Origin of the sequence: Micromonospora sp. C81, from assembly GCF_018070425.1 — a bacterium.
GTDB classification, from domain to species: Bacteria; Actinomycetota; Actinomycetes; order Mycobacteriales; family Micromonosporaceae; genus Micromonospora; species Micromonospora zamorensis.
Genome location: NZ_JAGPXS010000009.1, coordinates 167301 through 182601 on the forward strand (window position 1 = coordinate 167301; position 15301 = coordinate 182601).

A 15301-nucleotide genomic window follows, 5' to 3' on the forward strand; every position below is an offset into this window, starting at 1 on the left:
CGACGGGCCCAGACGACGACCGGCCGCGTTGGGAATTGGCGGACCGCCGCCTGGACTCCGCCTCGGCTCGACCGAGGCTTTGACACACGCCCTTGCAGTCACTCTGCCCCGGGCGGCCCGGCGCTGGCGGCGAAACGGCGGGCCCGGTGCGAACGACGGCGCCCGCCCCCGCCAAAGCGGGAGCGGGCGCCGGTCGGCAGAGCGGACGAGGTCAGTCGTCGCCCTGGAAGTAGCTCAGCATGCGCAGGATCTCGATGTAGAGCCAGACCAGGCTGACCAGGATGCCGAACGCGGCCACCCAGGAGTAGCGCTGCGGCAGGCCCATCCGGACGCCGTCCTCGATCTCCTTGAAGCTGAGCACGAAGCTCAACGAGGCGACCACGATGCAGACGAGGCTGAAACCGATCGCCAGCGGGCTGCCGTCACGCAGGCCCGTGTTGACGCCGAACATGGCCAGCACGAAGTTGATCAGCATGACGGCGAAGAGGCCGACCATCACCGCGATCATGCCCTTGACGAAGGCCGGGGTGGCCCGGATGACCTTCGCCTTGTAGAGCATCGCCATCAGGAAGAAGATGCCGAAGCTGGCCACGGCGGCCTGGAGCACGATGCCGTCGTAGCGCGTCTCGAACGCCTTGCTCACCATGCCGACGAAAACGCCCTCGACGAGCGCGTACGCGATGACGAGTGCCGGGTTGGCCATCCGGGAGAACGAGATGATCAGGCCAAGGACCAGGCCGACCACCGCCGCGCCGATCCAGGCGGTGCTGACCAGCGAGTCGGGCACGAGCACCCAGGCGGCCGCGGCGGTGATGCCGAGGATGCCGAGCAGAGCGACCGTCTTGACGACCACGTCGTCGACGGTCATGGGCGCCACGGTGGGCGGCGCAGCCGGGTAACCGGCCTGGGACGGGTACTGCTGGGGAATGCCGGGCTGTCCGTACGGCCCGGCCGGGGCGTACCCGGCGGAGCGCTCCCGCTCGGCCGCTTGGCCGAGCCGGGCGAGCACCGGGTTCGAGGTCTTCACTGTCTGGCCTCCCTCAGGGGGTCGTTTGCACGTGAACGTGCCCTCCAAGAGTAAACGGCGCAGCCAAGTCCTGGTGATCACGAATGAGAATGCGTGGGAGCCGACCGGTGCCCGGGGCGGGGGTCGAACCCGCACGCCTTTCGGCAGCCGCTTTTAAGGCGGCCGTGTCTGCCTTTCCACCACCCGGGCGGGTGGCACCGGCGCGCCGACACGCACGATGCAATGTCACCGTAGCGGGTCTGCGGCGACCCGACGTACCCCGTGGGGCCGGTCACATTAGGGTCGATGCCGTGAGCAGCGCAGCCCCCACGGCCCCCGACGCCGCCCCTGAGCAGGCCTTCCGCCTCGCCGATCAGGTCAACCGCCGGCCCCGGGCCGTTCGGCTCCTGGCCGCCGTCCGTCGGCACCGGCTGGATCTGCTGGCCGCTCTGGTCTGCGCGGTGCTGGCCGGCTGGGTCACCCACGGGTTGTGGCCCAACCCGGCTGGCCGCACGCTGGCCCTCAATCCGGAGGACCAGGCCCTCTACGAGTGGTTCCTTGCCGTCGACGCCCGCGCGCTGCTCGGCGACTTCGGCCTGCTCACCGACCGTCTCAACGCCCCCGACGGCGTCAACCTGATGGCCAACACCACGGTGATCGCGCTGGGCATCGTCTTCGCGCCGGTCACCGTACTGCTGGGCGCGCCGGTCACCTTCGCGCTGCTCGCCGCCGCCAACCTAGCTGGTACGGCCTTCGCCTGGTACCTGCTGTTCCACCGGACGCTGCGCGCCCGCCGGCTCGCGGCCGCGCTCGGCGGAGGGCTCTGCGGGTTCGGCCCGGGCATGATCTCGCAGACCAACAGCCACCTGCACATGACCGCCCAGTGGCTGGTGCCGGTGATCGTCTGGCTGGTGGCCCGACTGCTGCGGGCATCCGACCCGGGGCCCACGACTCTCGACCGGACCGGTCGCGACCGGTCGCCCGGGCCGGATCGCCGGCGGATGCTCACCTCGGCGGCGGGACTGGCGGCCGCAGTCACCGCGCAGGTCTTCATCGGCGAGGAGGTGCTCTTCCTCGCCGCCGTCACGCTGCTGGTGATGGCGATCAGCTACGCCGTGGCGGACCGGGACCTGGCCCGGCGGGCGCTGCCCGGCTTCGCCGGCGGGCTGGCGATCGCCGCCGGGCTCGCCCTACTGGTGCTCGGCTACCCGCTGTGGTTCCAGTTCGCCGGCCCGCAGGGGGTCGCCGACGGGATGTTCACGCCGGCCTACTTCTCCGCCGACCTGAGCAGCTGGTGGACGATCTCCCCCCTGTCGGTGGCCGGCAGCGACCAGTCCGCCCGGCTGACCACCGGCCCGGCCGAGTACAACACCTTCCTCGGCTGGCCGCTGCTGCTGGTCGCCGCGATCTGCGCGATCTGGGCCGGGCGACGCCGACTGGTCCTCGCCTGCGTCGTGGCGGGCCTCGTGATGGGTGCACTCTCGCTCGGCCCGGAGGTGGTGCTCGGCGGCACCAGGACAGCGCTGCCCGGCCCGTACGCCCTGATCGGCGGGCTGCCGGTGGTGGACGGCGCGTTGCCGATGCGATTCGCGCTGGCGTTGCTGCCGATCATCGCGACGCTGGTGGTGCTGGCGGTCGACCGGGCTCTACGCGGCACCGGCCGGGCACGGCGGCTCGTGCCCCTGGCCGTCGGCGCGGCACTGCTGCCGATCTTCCCGACCCCGCTGCCGACCGCCGAACGGCCCGCCGTGCCGGAATTCGTCAGCGGCGGCCACTGGCGGCAGTGCGTACGCCCCGGCGGGGTGCTCGTCCCGGTGCCGCTTCCGACGCCGAAGGAGCCCTGGCCGATGCGCTGGGCGACCGCTGCCGACGCCGCCTTCGGTCTGCCGGAAGGGTTCTTCATCGGCCCGTACGGGCGGGGTGGCACCGCGGCGATGGGCACCTTCAAGCAGCCCACCTCCGCGCTGCTGGCGGACGTCGCCCGGCGCGGTGACCAACCGGCCATCGGCGACGAGCAGCGCCGCCAGGCCGCACGGGACGCCCAGTTCTGGGGTGCCTCCTGCATCGCGTTGGCCGACGACGCCCCGCACGCCGAGAGTCTGCGCGCGACCCTGGAGCAGCTCTACGGCCCCGCCACCCGGATCGCCGACGCCTGGATCTGGCGCGTCTGACGCCACCCACCCCGCCCCACCCCACCCCGCCCGGGTCGATCATGCAGTTGTGGTGGGTGACAAAGCGCCCGCTGTGGAACCAAACCGGCACCACAACTCCATGATCGGCTGGGTGCTGCCGGCACCGCAGCACGAAAGGGCCCCTCCCGACCGGGAGGGGCCCTTTCGCAGACCTGAGATCAGACGCGCGGCGCGCCGACCGGCTGGGACGCCTCGACGAACTCCTCGCGCGGGTCGTGCAGCTGCCCGAGGGCCACCACCTCACGCTTGAGGAAGAACGCCAACGACCAGTCCACGACCACCCGGACCTTGCGGTTGAACGACGGGATCCGGCTCATGTGGTACGTCCGGTGCATGACCCACGCTGGCCAGCCGGTCATCTTGATCCCGTACACCTGGGCGACGCCCTTGTGCAGCCCGAGGCTCGCGACGCTGCCGACGTGCTTGTGCTTGTAGTTGACCGGCTCGCGGCCCCGGATCACGGCCGTGATGTTGTCGGCCATCCGAGCGGCTTGGCGCACCGCGTGCTGGGCGCTCGGCGAGCAGAAGTTGCCCGGCTCCTTGGTGAGGTCCGGCACGGCGGCGCAGTCACCGGCGCTCCACGCGCCCTCGACCACCTGGTCGCCGTCGACCACCTGAAGAGTGGGCAGGCAGGTGATCCGCCGACGGTCGTCGCGCGGGAAGTCGGTCGAGTCCAGCATCGGCGACGGCTTCACGCCGGCCGTCCACACGATCGTGTCGGACCGGAAGCTGTCACCGTCGGAGAGCTTGACCACCCCGTCGACGCAGGACTCGAGCCGGGTGTCCAGCCGGATGTCCATGTTCCGCTTCATCAACTGCTGGACGGTGTAGGCGCCCATGTCCCGGTCGACCTCGGGCAGCACCCGCTGGGTGGCCTCGACCAGCACCCAGCGAACCTCGTCCTGCTTGAGCTCCGGGTAGTAACGCAGGGCGTCGCGAGCCATGTCCTCCATCTCGGCGAGCGCCTCGATGCCGGCGTACCCACCGCCCACGAAGGTGAAGGTCAGCGCCGCACGACGGACGTCCGGATCCGGCGTGGCCGCAGCCACGTCGAGCCGGTCCAGTACGTGGTTGCGCAGGTAGATCGCCTCGCCGATGGTCTTGAATCCGATGCCCTGCTCGTGCAGGCCGGGGATCGGCAGAGTGCGGGAGACCGAACCCGGCGCCACGATCACGTGGTCGTAGGTGATCTCCCGGGCCGGGCCGCTGATCGGCTGCACGGTAGCCACCTTGCGGCCGTGCTCGATCCGCGTGACAGTGCCGGCCACCATCTTGCAGCGACGCAACTCCCGCCGCAGGGGCACCACGGAGTGCCGCGGGGAGATGTTGCCCGCCGCCGCCTCCGGCAGGAACGGCTGGTAGGTCATGTGCGGCTGGGGATCCACCACCATGACCTCAGCCTCACGGGAGCTGAGCTTCTTCGACAGGCGCAGCGCCGCGTACAGACCGACGTGCCCGGCACCCACCACAAGGATCCGCTTCGGATTCACGTTGTCTATCTTTCCCCGGCCGGCTCAGGTAATCCCGCTCGCGGCCCCCATCTGTGACGGAGCACAACCCATGTGACCTGGGTAACCCTCAGGTCGCAACGGTCACCGCCGTCGCAACAGCCAGCCCAGCAACGCTGCCGTACCCACCGCCAGCAGCAGGCCAAGCACCGTGACCCACTGGTATCCGGCCTCCCCACCGGTGTCCCCGGCCTGCAACAACAGCACCCCCAGCACGGCGGTGCCCAGCAGGACGGCCGCCGTCCGCAACAACCAACGGGTGATCATCTCCGGGTCCACCACCGCGTCGTAGGGCAACAGCGCGGCCAGCGCGCAGAGGGTGTGCGCCAGATAGAGCAGGGCCGCGAGGGCGAGAAGACGCCAGAGGGCGACCGGGCGGCCGTACCCGTCGGTGGCGACCAACCAGCCGCCAATCGTGACCAACGCCGTGAACGTCGCCCAGACCCGGCGCGGGCCGAAAGCCGGCAACAGGGCGGCAACAGTCAGGAACAGGATCGGCCGACCGGACAACACCTCAGCGGGGAAGGCGAGGACGAACCCGGCAAGCACGGTGACGAAGATCGCGGCCCGAACCAGCAGTGGAGCGGCGCTGATCCGGCTGACCGCATTCTGAAAGGACCGGACCCGCCCGGCGACACCGTCGATCATCTGCGCCTCCGCTCGCTCGCGACCGCGGGGCTCGCAAGCTCACTCCTCGCGCTCACCGGCCACCCACCCTTGGGGCCGTCGCCAGCCGGGCCACGTCCCGCAGCACCTGGTCCAGGCTGCCGGCGCCGGCCCAGCGCACCACGGGGACGCCGTGCTCCCGGAGCTGCCCGATCATGATCTCCCGGTCCAGACGCCACAGCCGGTACGCCACCTCGGCCCAGCCCCGGTCCTTCGGTGACGACAGGTCGGTCGGCAACGTGTCGACAGCCACCACGAACCGGCCGGCCCGGGTCAGCCGGGCGAGCATCTGCGCCGACCGTTCGTCCAGCAGCGGAGTGAGCACCACCACCAACGCGTCCGAGGAGAGCAGTTGCGGGCCGAACACCTGGTCGTACGGCTCATGGGAGGACGACGTCGCGCGTACGTCGAGCAACCACTCCAGGACGGTCAGGTACTGCCGTCGCCCGGCCGCCGGTCGCAGCCGACGGGCTGACGGGCCGTACTCCAGCAGGGAGACCCGGTCGCCACGGTGCAGGTAGTGCTCGGCGATCGCGGCGGTGGCCCGGACGGTGGTGTCCAGCACCGAGGCGGCGCCGTCCACGCCACCGGAACGGCCGGCCTCGGCGAGCACGTCGAGCAGCACCACCACCTCCGCGTCACGGTCGGAGAGGGTGGCCGCCACGTGCAACTGCCGGGCCCGCAACGACACCCGCCAGTCGATACGGCGCAGCCGGTCCCCGGGACCGAATCTGCGTACGCCCGCCAGCTCGCCACCCTCACCGGGCCGCCGTGAGTGGTGCGCCCCGACCAGGCCGGCGGCGCGGGGCATCGCCTCCACCGCCTCGAACGGTTCGGTACGCGGGTACACCCGCACGCGGACCGGCTCGATGATCACCGCGCGGGAGACCAGCAGCCCGCCCGCCGTCGCGACCCGGGCACCGGCCGGGCCGACCGGATGCCGGCCCCACCGCAGCGCACGGCCGACCAGTTCCAGGTCCACCGCCGACCCGGTGGGCACCGACGTCACGAACGGCCGATCGGCGGCGGAACGACTCACGCCGCTGGCCGGACCCTGGCTGCTGGTCGGCGTCGTCGCTGCGGGTGGCACGTCGGCGGCGGCTCCGTCCCGGGCGAAACCGGCCCGGAAGATCCGCAGCCACGGCGACACGCGGGTACGCAGCACGACCAGGTCGTAGTCGACGGTGTCCGGGTTGCCGACGCTCACCGCCGCCGTCACGTCGCCACCCTCGACCAGCGGCCCGTCGTCGCCCGGGGTGATCCACACCTGCGGCAGCGCCGTGGGGCGTCGGCGCAGCGCGTACGCGGTGCCCAGCGCGAACGGGGCAGCCAGCACGATCAGGTCGACCCGCCCCAGCAGCACCCCCGCCACCAGCAGCAGGCCGGCGAGCAGGACCGCCCGGCCGAGCGCCGGGGTGGGTGCCCAGCCGGCAGCCGGTTCCGGCTCGGTGGATCTCGGCACGGTCGGTCCGGTCATCAGTTCCGGGGCCCGCCGGCGGCGTAGCTGGGCAGGGCGCCGCTGGCCGGGGCGGGGGTCGCTTCCAGCACCTCGCCGACCACGAACGCCGGGTCGACCCGGCGCAACCACATCTCCGGGCGCAGGGTGATCCGGTGGGCCAGGGCAGGTGCCGCGACATCCTTGACGTCCTCCGGCACCACGTAGTCGCGTCCGCCGAACACCGCGCGCACCCGGGCCAGCAGCAGCAGCGCCAACGATCCGCGAGGCGAGGCGCCGACCAGCACCGACGGGTGCTCCCGGGTCGCCGCGGTGAGGGACACGATGTAGTGGCCGATGGAGTCCTCCACCACCACGTCCTCCAGGGCGGCCTGCATGGCCCGCAGCGTTGCCGCGTCGACGACCGCCTTGATGTCCGCCTCCTCGCGGCGACGGCTCATCCGACGGCGCAGCACCTCCCACTCCTCTTCGTGCTGCGGGTACCCGAAGGAGACCCGCAGCAGGAACCGGTCGAGCTGGGCCTCGGGCAGCGGGTACGTGCCCTCGTACTCGATCGGGTTCGCAGTGGCCAGCACGTGGAACGGTTCGTCCAGCTTGTAGGTCACACCCTCCACCGAGACCTGCTTCTCCTGCATCGCCTCCAGCAGCGCCGACTGCGTCTTCGGCGGCGTCCGGTTGATCTCGTCGGCGAGGAGCAGGTTGGTGAAGACCGGGCCGGCCCGGAAGGTGAAGTCCCCGTTGCGCTGGTCGTACAGGAACGAGCCGGTGACGTCGGCGGGCAGCAGGTCGGGGGTGAACTGCAACCGGCGGAAGTCCAACCCGAGCGCCTGGGCGAACGAGCGCGCGGTCAGCGTCTTACCCAGCCCCGGCAGGTCTTCCAGGAGCACGTGCCCGCCCGCGAGGATGCCGGCGAGGACCAGCTCCAACGCGTCCCGCTTACCGACCACGACGGTGCCGACCGCGTCCAGGACCGCCCGAGCCAGATGGCCGACCTCGGCGGGGGCAATGGTCCGGTCCACGTCGTTCATCAGATCTTCTCCAGTTCGGCGACGATCACCGCGAGGTCGCGCGGCGACGGGGTGCGGCGAGGCGGGGTCTCCAGGAACATCCAGAGCCGGTCGCCCAGCAGGGCGCGGGCGCGGGCCGGATCCGACTCGCGGGTGACGCCGTGCTTCAGGCGCATCCGCTCGTCGGCCAGTTCACCGATGCGGGGCAGGACCACCCCGCTGAAACGTTCGGGTCGGGTGTTGGACCAGTCCAACGGCCATTCCCAGCGATTGATCGCGCTGCGCAGCGCGTCCCGGGCACCCCAGTTGTAACTGCCGTCCTCCTCACCCGACACGTTCCGGGAACCGGCTGGCGGCGGGGGTGGCGGCGCGAGCAGGGCGGTGACCCGGCGGACGGCCAGCACGGCCAGCACCCCGGCGATCAGCACGGGCAGCGAGACCTGGAGGCCGACAGCGCGCAGGCCGACGAGCAGCACCGCGACCACCGCGGCGGCCCACGCGAGCGAGCGCAGCACCGGGCGGATCCGGGAACGGCGCGCCTGGGGGCCCGCCGGCGCCGCCTCCTCCTCGAACGCGAGCAGGTCGTCGATGCTGGTGCTACTCATGCGCTGCACCTCTGGTTCGCGACTGCGGGGCTCGCAGACCCGGCTCACTCCTCGCGCTCACGGGGTCACCACCGCGGTGAGTTCGCCGCGCAGTCGGCGCAGCGCGGCGCGCGCCTGGTCGCGGGTGCGTTCGTCGACCGGGCGGGTCGCGTACCGGGCCTCCCGGTAGACGTGTGCGAACTCGTTCAGCACATCGGTGCTGACGATCGCCGGCACGCCGGCCGCCGGGTCACCGTGCAGCAGCCGGCTGACCAGGTCGGTGGGGGTGTCCCCGGCGAGCCGTGGCACACCGGCCGCAGCGGCGGTCTCCTCCAGGCGTACCCAGCAGGCGATCACCGCCACCCGGGGGTCGGTGTCCCGGTCGTCGAGTTCCACCAGGCCGGCGTCGAGGGCCGCGACCACCTCCCGGGCGGTGCCCTCGGCGCTACGCCGGGCCCGCTGCGTGGGCAGATTCCGGGTGGTGCGGCGCAGCGCACCCCGGATCAGGATCCAGGTCAGGTAACCGAGGGCGGCGAAGATGGCCAGCCCGAGCAGGACCATCGCCACGGTGGCGATCCACTGCGGTATGTGCGCCTGGGTGGCCTCACCGGCGTCGCGCGGCTCGACCGGAATCGACGGCGGCGGCTCGGCGGTCGGGTACTCGGGCACCCAGGGGACGTTCTCCGCGGCTGGCGGGATCCGACTGGCCCCGATCGACGAGTTGGCGGACGCCAGCGCCGCACCGACGAGCAACGCGGCGACCGCGCCGACCGGCCACCACCGGCGAAGCAACCCGAGGGCCGGGCGCAACACCCCCTGCTCGGCGGCAGGGGACGGCGTGGGCGGGCGTGTTCCGTCTGTCATCGCCACCGCCCCACGCGTCTCAGTCCACCCCGGCCAGCTGTTTAGCCTGGCCGAAGACATCGTCCAGCATCTCTGGTGTCAGCCGCCCGGTGAAGGTGTTCTGCTGGCTGACGTGGTAGCAGCCCAACAGGTCCGGCGCGTCCGTGCCGGACCAGTGTGCCCCATGACCGAACGCCGGTCGCGGGCTGGGCGGGCGCAGCCCGTACACCTGACGGAGCACCGGCCACCACGCGGCCCAGGCGAACGCGCCGAGCGCGACCACGACGCGCAGCGTGGGCCGGATGAGCGTGATCTCCCGGTGCAGCCAGGGTGCGCAGGTGTCCCGCTCCTGCGGCGTCGGCTTGTTGTCCGGCGGCGCACATCGGACGGCCGAGAAGATCCGGATGTCCCGCAGGGCGAGCCCGTCGTCGGCGGCGACGCTGGTCGGCTGGTTGGCCAGCCCGGCCCGGTGCAGCGCGGCGAACAGCACGTCGCCGGACCGGTCACCGGTGAAGATCCGGCCGGTGCGGTTGCCGCCGTGCGCGGCGGGTGCCAGCCCGAGGATGGCGATCCGCGCATCGGCGGTGCCGAAACCCGGCACCGGCCGGCCCCAGTATTCCTGGTCGCGGAAGGCGGCCCGGCGGGTGCGGGCCACCTCCTCCCGCCACCGGACCAGCCGTGGGCAGGCAAAACAGTCGCTGACACCCGCGTCGAGGTCCGCCAGGTCGGTCGCCCGGGCTGCGCGGGCGACCACCTCCTCGGGGGTACGCGACTCAGCCAAGCTTGGCCCGGAAGAGTTCCAGGGTGCGAGCCCAGGCGCTGGACGCGGCGCGCTGGTCGAACGCCTCCGGCCGGTCGTCGTTGAAGAAGGCGTGCGAGGTGCCCGGGTAGTCGTAGAGGTGGCAGTCACCGCCGGCCTCCTCGATGGCCCGACGGGCGGTCTGTACGCCCTCGGCGGCCGAGGTGCCGTCCTCTTCGGAGCAGTGGATGACCGCGGCCTTGCCGGCATAGTCGGCCCAGTCGGGGCGCATCGACTCCCACGGCAGCACGGGATAGAAGCCGGCGGTCGCGACGATCCGCTCGGAGATGGTGGCTGACCAGAGGGCGAGGCTGCCACCGGCGCAGAAGCCCACGGCACCGACCTTACCGGTCACCTCCGGACGCCCCGCGAGATAGTCGGCCGCACCGGCGATGTCCTTCGCCGCCTCGTCCATCCGCATCGCCATCAGCAGCCGCTGCGCCTCGTCCGGCTCGCTGGTCGTCTCACCGTGGTAGAAGTCGGGCGCGAGGGCGACGAAACCAGCCTCGGCGAACCGGTCCGCCACCGACCGGATGTGCGGGACGAGGCCCCACCACTCCTGGATGACGATGACGGCGGGGCTGGCCATGCCGCTGGCGGGTATCGCGAGATACCCCTCGCTCATGCCCCCGTTGCTGCGGTAGCTCACCATTTCGCCCATGGGCCGTCCTCCTAGCGGTCAGTCATCGTTGGCTGGTCGCCCAGTGGTCCTACGTGCCGGTAGCCTGCCACGCCACGCGGCCGTCCGGAAGACGCCGGAACAGTGGCATTCACCTCCTGTTCGCCGGCCGGTGACTGCGGGTACGCCGACGGCGGCGGGGTCTGCTCCCGCCGCCGTCGATGCTGGCCTGGCGCGCCGGTCAGGCCTTCTTGGTCAGACAGAGCACGTAGCCCGACTTTCCCGGCTCGACGCTGGAGAAGATGTAGCCCTCTTCGTCGTTCTGGAAGAACGAGTCGCAGGCGGTGCCGGCCTTGGCCTGCGCCTCGCTCTGGTCGTTCACCCGACCAACCACGGTGTACGCCGCGTCGGTCGAGGTGCACTCGACGACCTTGGCGCCGTCGACCTTCTCCTGCCCGGTCCCCGTGATCTCCGGCAGCTCGGCGATGCAGTCGCCGGCCTTGGCGTCGGCGGTCTCGTCCTTGTTGAAGTAGCCGCCGATCGCCGACGCGAGGCCGAACTTCAGGCCGGCGACGACGACGATCGCGAGGATCGCGCCGACGATGCCCAGAGCCTTCTTCGTACCGGACTTCTTCGCCTCCGGCTCGGCCGTCGCCGTGGAGGTCGCGGGCGGCACGGCCGCGTCCGACGTGGCCGCCTGTGGGTCGGCCGCCTCCGGCTTGGCCGCCTGCGGGTCCGCCGCCTCCGGCTTGGCCACCTGCGGGTCCGCCGCCTCCGGCTTGGCGGTCTGTGGGTCGGCCGTTCCCGGCTTCGCCGCCAGCGGCTCGGCCGCATCCGACGTGGCCGCCTGCGGCTGGGCCGGCGTCGGCTGCGGCGCCTCGACGGCCGGCTGGGGTGCTGCGGCGTCGGGCGCGGAGGGCGGTGCGACCTGGTCTGGCACGGGGGGTCCTTCCGAGGGGTTGATGAGCAGACGACACCGTAACGATCATTGATTTCCGGTGCCGTCCCGCTCGCCTCGTCCGTTCAGTTATTTCCCAGCTTCAGCAGCATGATCCAGTTCACACCGCGACTCAGCTCGTCGGAGTCGGAGTCGGTGCGTCGCTCGGCGTCACGGTGCTGCCGGCCGTGGGCTGGCCGGTGGGCGTCCCGGTCGCCGTCGGCGTTCCGGTCGGACCGGGTGTGCTGCTCGGGTCCGGCGTGGTGGTGGGCGGCGTGGGAGCGAGGGGCGCACCCGGGGCCCGGGGGCCGAACGGCGCCTGCTCCGGGCAGTACGGGTACGGCCGCAGCAGCGGGTTGCCGTACTCGTCGATGCGGCCACCGCAGTCCGGGTAGCCCAGCCGGATCGGATTGCCGTTCTGGTCGAAGAGCCGGGCGTTCTCCACCAGCCGGCCCTCGCTGTCGTAGACGAAGACGTCCCGGATCTGGCCGTACTGGCTGTCGACCGAGGTCTGGTCGTAGTAGTAGTCACGGCCGAGCCGGTCCTCGGTGTTGACCAGTGCGGCCAACGCGAAGACCACCAGCACCGCGCTGCCCACCTGCACCGCCGAACGTGGCCAGCGGGTCAGCCGGGCGGACTGGCGGCCAATCCAGATGGAGGCGAGCACGAAGCCGACCAGCATGATCAGGCCGGCGAGCAGCTCTCCACCGAACCGGGGCAACAGGTTGTAATAGTTGCCGCCGGTGGAGATGACCGTGACCAGCATCGCCGCCAGGTAGCCACGCAGCACCCACCAGCCCGGGCGCAACAACCGGAGGAAGTCGCTCGCCGTGTCGTACCCCAGGGGTGGGCCCAGTCGGGTGTCGACAGTGCGCAGGCGGCTGCGGACCCCGACCAGCGCGGCGGCGACCCGCTGGTCGAGATTCCGCCCACCTCCCCCGGCGGCGGCGCCGGCCGCGGCGCGCAGCTCGGCAGCGTACGTCTCGGGCTCGCCCAGCCGCTCGACGAGAGTGCCCTCGGCCTCGGCCGCGACCTCGGTGAGGTGGTCGGCGAGATCCTCGGTCAGCTCGTCGCGTTGGGTGCTTGGCAGGTCGGCCAGAGCGGCCCGGACCCGCGCCACGTAGTCGGTGATCTCCTGCTCCGTGACGGTCATGCCGCCATCCCCCGATCGTCGAGCAGACTGTCCATGGTGGTGGCGAACGAGCGCCAGAGCTTGCCGGAGCGGGTCAACTGGTCACGCCCCGCGGCGTTGAGTGAGTAGTACTTGCGGTGCGGCCCGGATTCGCTCGGCACGACGTACGTGGTGAGCAGGCCGGCGGCGAAGAGGCGGCGCAGCGTCCCGTAGACCGAGGCGTCGCCGACCTCCTCCAGGCCGGCCTCGCGCAACCGGCGCAGAATGTCGTAACCGTAGCCGTCCTCCTCTCGGAGCACGGCCAGGACGGCCAGATCAAGCACGCCCTTCAGCAACTGTGTGGTGTCCACGCATTGCACACTAGTGCGCAATGCGCAGTAGCGTCAACGATTCCGCCCCGACACGCAGGCGAGGGGGCGCGGCCCTACCGAAACCTTGATCGACTGGACTTCCTGGAAATCGGGGTATCCGCCCTGCTGGGACACCGCGACTTTCAGGGAACCGAGTCGATCAAATGGCCAGGCTCCAGGCGATGCCGTCGAGGATGTCGTGCTCGGAGGCGACCACCGACGGCATCCCGGCCCGCTCCATGATCACGCGAAGCACCAGCGCGCCGGCGCCGATCACGTCGGCCCGGCCCGGGTGCATCACCGGGTTCGCCAACCGCTGCTCACGGGTCTGACTCAGCAGGTCCGCGGTCACCTGGGCGACCGCCTCGTACGACACCCGGGCGTGGTGGATGCGCTCCGGGTCGTACTCCCGCAGGCCCTGCGCGAGGGCGACCACTGTGGTGACCGACCCGGCGAGACCGACCAGGGTTGCCGCCTCGCGTCCGGGCACCACGGCGAGCGCCCGGTCGACGGCGGCCGCGATGTCGGCCTGCGCGGCGGCGACCTGCTCGGACGTCGGCGGGTCACCGGGCAGGTGCCGCTCGGTCATCCGGACGCAGCCGATGTCCACCGAGATGGCCGCGCGCACGCCGGCGGCCCGGTCACCGACCACGAACTCGGTGGAGCCTCCGCCGATGTCGACGACCAGGAACGGCGCCTTCGCGTCGGCCGGGAGCCCGCGCACCGCGCCGGTGAACGACAGTCGGGCCTCCTCGTCGCCGGTGACCACCTCGGGCGCGACGCCGAGGGTGCGCTGCACCATCTCGGTGAAGTCGGCGGCGTTGGCGGCGTCGCGGGAGGCGGAGGTGGCACACATGCGGACCCGCTCGGCGCCAAACTTCTCGATGTCGGCGGCGTACGACGCGAGCGCCACCCGGGTCCGTTCGATCGCCTCCGGTGCCAGCCGACCGGTGCGGTCCACACCCTGGCCGAGCCGGACGATCTCCATCCGGCGGGTCAGGTCGACCAGCGGCGCCTGCGGCCCGGCCGACTCCCCGGGCAGGTCGGCGACCAGCAGTCGGATCGAGTTGGTCCCGCAGTCGATGGCCGCCACTCGCGTCGTCACGGCAGCAACCTTACGGCAGGGCGGGCGGCCACCCGGCTGCCTGGGCGGCCGACGGACCCGCCTCGGACGAGTCGCCCGGCAGCCCTCGCAGCAGGTTCGCGCCGAGCGCCGTCAGGTGGTGTCGCACGGACCCGCCCTCCCGCTCGCTGGCCACCAGGCCGGTGGCCCGCAGCGCGGTGGCGTGCTCCGAGGCCGAGGAGAGGCTGATCCCGACGGCCCGGGACAGCACCGTGGTGGTCATCCCGCCGTCGGCCGCGAGTTGGCGCAGGACCAGCGCCCGGGTGGCGCCGAGCAACCGGCCGAGGGGATCGCCCTCGGCGGTGGCCGCGCGCGGAGGCATCAGCGCCGGGTAGACGAGCAGGATCGGGCGATCCGGCTCGACCAGCACCCGGGGCCGGGGGCCGGCCAGCGGGGAGGGCAGCAGGATGAGCCCGTGGCCGGTGCCGGGCAGTTCGCCGTCCCACCACGTCCGCACCTCCAGCACCGGCTCCCGCCACCGGATGGCCGGGTGCAGGCCCGCGAAGAGGCTGGCAAGGCCGTGCTGCGCCAGCCGTTGACTGGCGCAGGTCACCTGCTGGCGGTACGCGGACACCAGATCGGGCCAGTGCGGCGCGAGGACGGCGTCGAACCAGGTGCGGACGGCCCCGCCGAACAGGTCGAGCATCTCCGGGTCGGCTGCGGCGAACCGCCGCCGCAGCGGGGTGGCGGCCACGTCCGCGTACGCCGCGCCGACCTCGGCGCGTACCCGTCGTGCCGGGGTCGCCTGAATCGCCTCCAGACCGGCGGCGACCGACTCCACACCGGCGAAGGGGGTGACGAAGTCCGGCAGGCGCCCCCGTGCCGGCAGCAGGTGCCGCAGAACCGCGGTGGCGGCCTGGGCGGCTCCTGTGCTCTCCAGCGCTGCCGCCCGCTCGGCCAGCATCGGCGCCATCGCCGCCACTGTCGGATCCCGCAGCCACTGGCCGGCCAGCAGCGCGGTGCCAACCGGGTGCAGCCGGGCACCGAACCGCACCCGGCAGAGATCCGCCGGCCCGAGATGGAGGCGAAGCATGGGAAACAGCCTGCCGTCCTTCGCCCAGGACCGAAAGGGTTGATCC

The 15301-nt window shown here is 72.2% G+C and carries 15 protein-coding genes and 1 tRNA gene; 1 reads left to right on the plus strand and 15 read right to left on the minus strand.

Translation table 11 applies throughout. The annotated features are described in order from the left end of the window. Nucleotides 1–211: 211 nt before the first annotated feature. Together KBX46_RS17300 and KBX46_RS17305 are read right to left on the minus strand one after the other, a co-directional pair. Nucleotides 212–1027 carry a Bax inhibitor-1/YccA family protein gene (locus tag KBX46_RS17300; protein WP_099850598.1) on the minus strand — a complete coding sequence of 272 codons (816 nt, stop codon included), beginning with the start codon at nucleotides 1025–1027 and terminating at the stop codon, nucleotides 212–214. Between the two features lie 108 nt (nucleotides 1028–1135). After that, nucleotides 1136–1216: transfer RNA gene (locus KBX46_RS17305), tRNA-Leu, on the minus strand. 101 nt (nucleotides 1217–1317) lie between these two features. Here KBX46_RS17305 and KBX46_RS17310 point away from each other — a divergent pair. Further along, nucleotides 1318–3177: a hypothetical protein gene (locus KBX46_RS17310; protein ID WP_210793233.1), complete on the plus strand. Its 1860-nt coding sequence runs from the start codon at nucleotides 1318–1320 to the stop codon at nucleotides 3175–3177. Nucleotides 3178–3356: 179 nt separating this feature from the next. On the opposite strand, the gene KBX46_RS17315 is transcribed toward KBX46_RS17310, so the two are convergent. From KBX46_RS17315 to KBX46_RS17375, 13 genes are all read right to left on the minus strand, one after another. Continuing rightward, the gene (locus KBX46_RS17315) at nucleotides 3357–4688 is read right to left on the minus strand and encodes an NAD(P)/FAD-dependent oxidoreductase (RefSeq protein ID WP_088946248.1); all 1332 of its coding nucleotides are present in this window, start codon (nucleotides 4686–4688) and stop codon (nucleotides 3357–3359) included. A gap of 102 nt (nucleotides 4689–4790) precedes the next feature. Then, the gene (locus tag KBX46_RS17320) at nucleotides 4791–5351 is read right to left on the minus strand and encodes a hypothetical protein (protein WP_374223639.1); all 561 of its coding nucleotides are present in this window, start codon (nucleotides 5349–5351) and stop codon (nucleotides 4791–4793) included. Nucleotides 5352–5406: 55 nt separating this feature from the next. After that, on the minus strand, nucleotides 5407–6849 hold the full coding sequence (locus tag KBX46_RS17325; RefSeq protein ID WP_210793235.1) for a DUF58 domain-containing protein: 1443 nt from the start codon (nucleotides 6847–6849) through the stop codon (nucleotides 5407–5409). Then, nucleotides 6849–7856 carry a MoxR family ATPase gene (locus tag KBX46_RS17330; RefSeq protein WP_088946245.1) on the minus strand — a complete coding sequence of 336 codons (1008 nt, stop codon included), beginning with the start codon at nucleotides 7854–7856 and terminating at the stop codon, nucleotides 6849–6851. Before KBX46_RS17330 ends, KBX46_RS17325 begins: the two co-directional genes overlap by 1 nt. Next, nucleotides 7856–8440 carry a hypothetical protein gene (locus tag KBX46_RS17335; RefSeq protein WP_210793236.1) on the minus strand — a complete coding sequence of 195 codons (585 nt, stop codon included), beginning with the start codon at nucleotides 8438–8440 and terminating at the stop codon, nucleotides 7856–7858. The genes KBX46_RS17330 and KBX46_RS17335 overlap by 1 nt, the downstream gene beginning before the upstream one ends. A gap of 57 nt (nucleotides 8441–8497) precedes the next feature. Then, nucleotides 8498–9283: a DUF4129 domain-containing protein gene (locus KBX46_RS17340; RefSeq protein WP_088946243.1), complete on the minus strand. Its 786-nt coding sequence runs from the start codon at nucleotides 9281–9283 to the stop codon at nucleotides 8498–8500. A gap of 19 nt (nucleotides 9284–9302) precedes the next feature. Beyond that, nucleotides 9303–10043, minus strand: coding sequence for a uracil-DNA glycosylase (locus tag KBX46_RS17345; RefSeq protein ID WP_305798153.1), 741 nt, complete (start codon nucleotides 10041–10043; stop codon nucleotides 9303–9305). Further along, on the minus strand, nucleotides 10036–10722 hold the full coding sequence (locus KBX46_RS17350) for a dienelactone hydrolase family protein (RefSeq protein WP_099850582.1): 687 nt from the start codon (nucleotides 10720–10722) through the stop codon (nucleotides 10036–10038). The genes KBX46_RS17345 and KBX46_RS17350 overlap by 8 nt, the downstream gene beginning before the upstream one ends. Nucleotides 10723–10921: 199 nt before the next feature. Further along, nucleotides 10922–11620, minus strand: a complete 699-nt coding sequence (locus KBX46_RS17355) for a hypothetical protein (RefSeq protein ID WP_308159560.1) — start codon at nucleotides 11618–11620, stop codon at nucleotides 10922–10924. A 130-nt stretch (nucleotides 11621–11750) separates the two neighbouring features. Further along, on the minus strand, nucleotides 11751–12770 hold the full coding sequence (locus tag KBX46_RS17360) for a hypothetical protein (RefSeq protein ID WP_210793237.1): 1020 nt from the start codon (nucleotides 12768–12770) through the stop codon (nucleotides 11751–11753). Beyond that, a complete protein-coding gene (locus tag KBX46_RS17365; RefSeq protein WP_074316865.1) occupies nucleotides 12767–13099 on the minus strand; it encodes a PadR family transcriptional regulator in 333 nt (110 codons plus the stop codon). The genes KBX46_RS17360 and KBX46_RS17365 overlap by 4 nt, the downstream gene beginning before the upstream one ends. Nucleotides 13100–13259: 160 nt before the next feature. Then, nucleotides 13260–14192: a Ppx/GppA phosphatase family protein gene (locus KBX46_RS17370; protein ID WP_210793288.1), complete on the minus strand. Its 933-nt coding sequence runs from the start codon at nucleotides 14190–14192 to the stop codon at nucleotides 13260–13262. A 22-nt stretch (nucleotides 14193–14214) separates the two neighbouring features. Continuing rightward, nucleotides 14215–15255, minus strand: coding sequence for a helix-turn-helix transcriptional regulator (locus KBX46_RS17375; RefSeq protein ID WP_210793238.1), 1041 nt, complete (start codon nucleotides 15253–15255; stop codon nucleotides 14215–14217). Nucleotides 15256–15301 lie beyond the last annotated feature (46 nt).

What these genes read in the sequence shown, in the direction of transcription:
- KBX46_RS17325 (WP_210793235.1), bottom strand. Translation starts at nt 6,849, where the DNA reads ATGACCGGACCGACCGTGCCGAGATCCACCGAGCCGGAACCGGCTGCC.
- KBX46_RS17330 (WP_088946245.1), bottom strand. Translation starts at nt 7,856, where the DNA reads ATGAACGACGTGGACCGGACCATTGCCCCCGCCGAGGTCGGCCATCTG.
- KBX46_RS17335 (WP_210793236.1), bottom strand. Translation starts at nt 8,440, where the DNA reads ATGAGTAGCACCAGCATCGACGACCTGCTCGCGTTCGAGGAGGAGGCG.
- KBX46_RS17340 (WP_088946243.1), bottom strand. Translation starts at nt 9,283, where the DNA reads ATGACAGACGGAACACGCCCGCCCACGCCGTCCCCTGCCGCCGAGCAG.
- KBX46_RS17350 (WP_099850582.1), bottom strand. Translation starts at nt 10,722, where the DNA reads ATGGGCGAAATGGTGAGCTACCGCAGCAACGGGGGCATGAGCGAGGGG.
- KBX46_RS17360 (WP_210793237.1), bottom strand. Translation starts at nt 12,770, where the DNA reads ATGACCGTCACGGAGCAGGAGATCACCGACTACGTGGCGCGGGTCCGG.
- KBX46_RS17375 (WP_210793238.1), bottom strand. Translation starts at nt 15,255, where the DNA reads ATGCTTCGCCTCCATCTCGGGCCGGCGGATCTCTGCCGGGTGCGGTTC.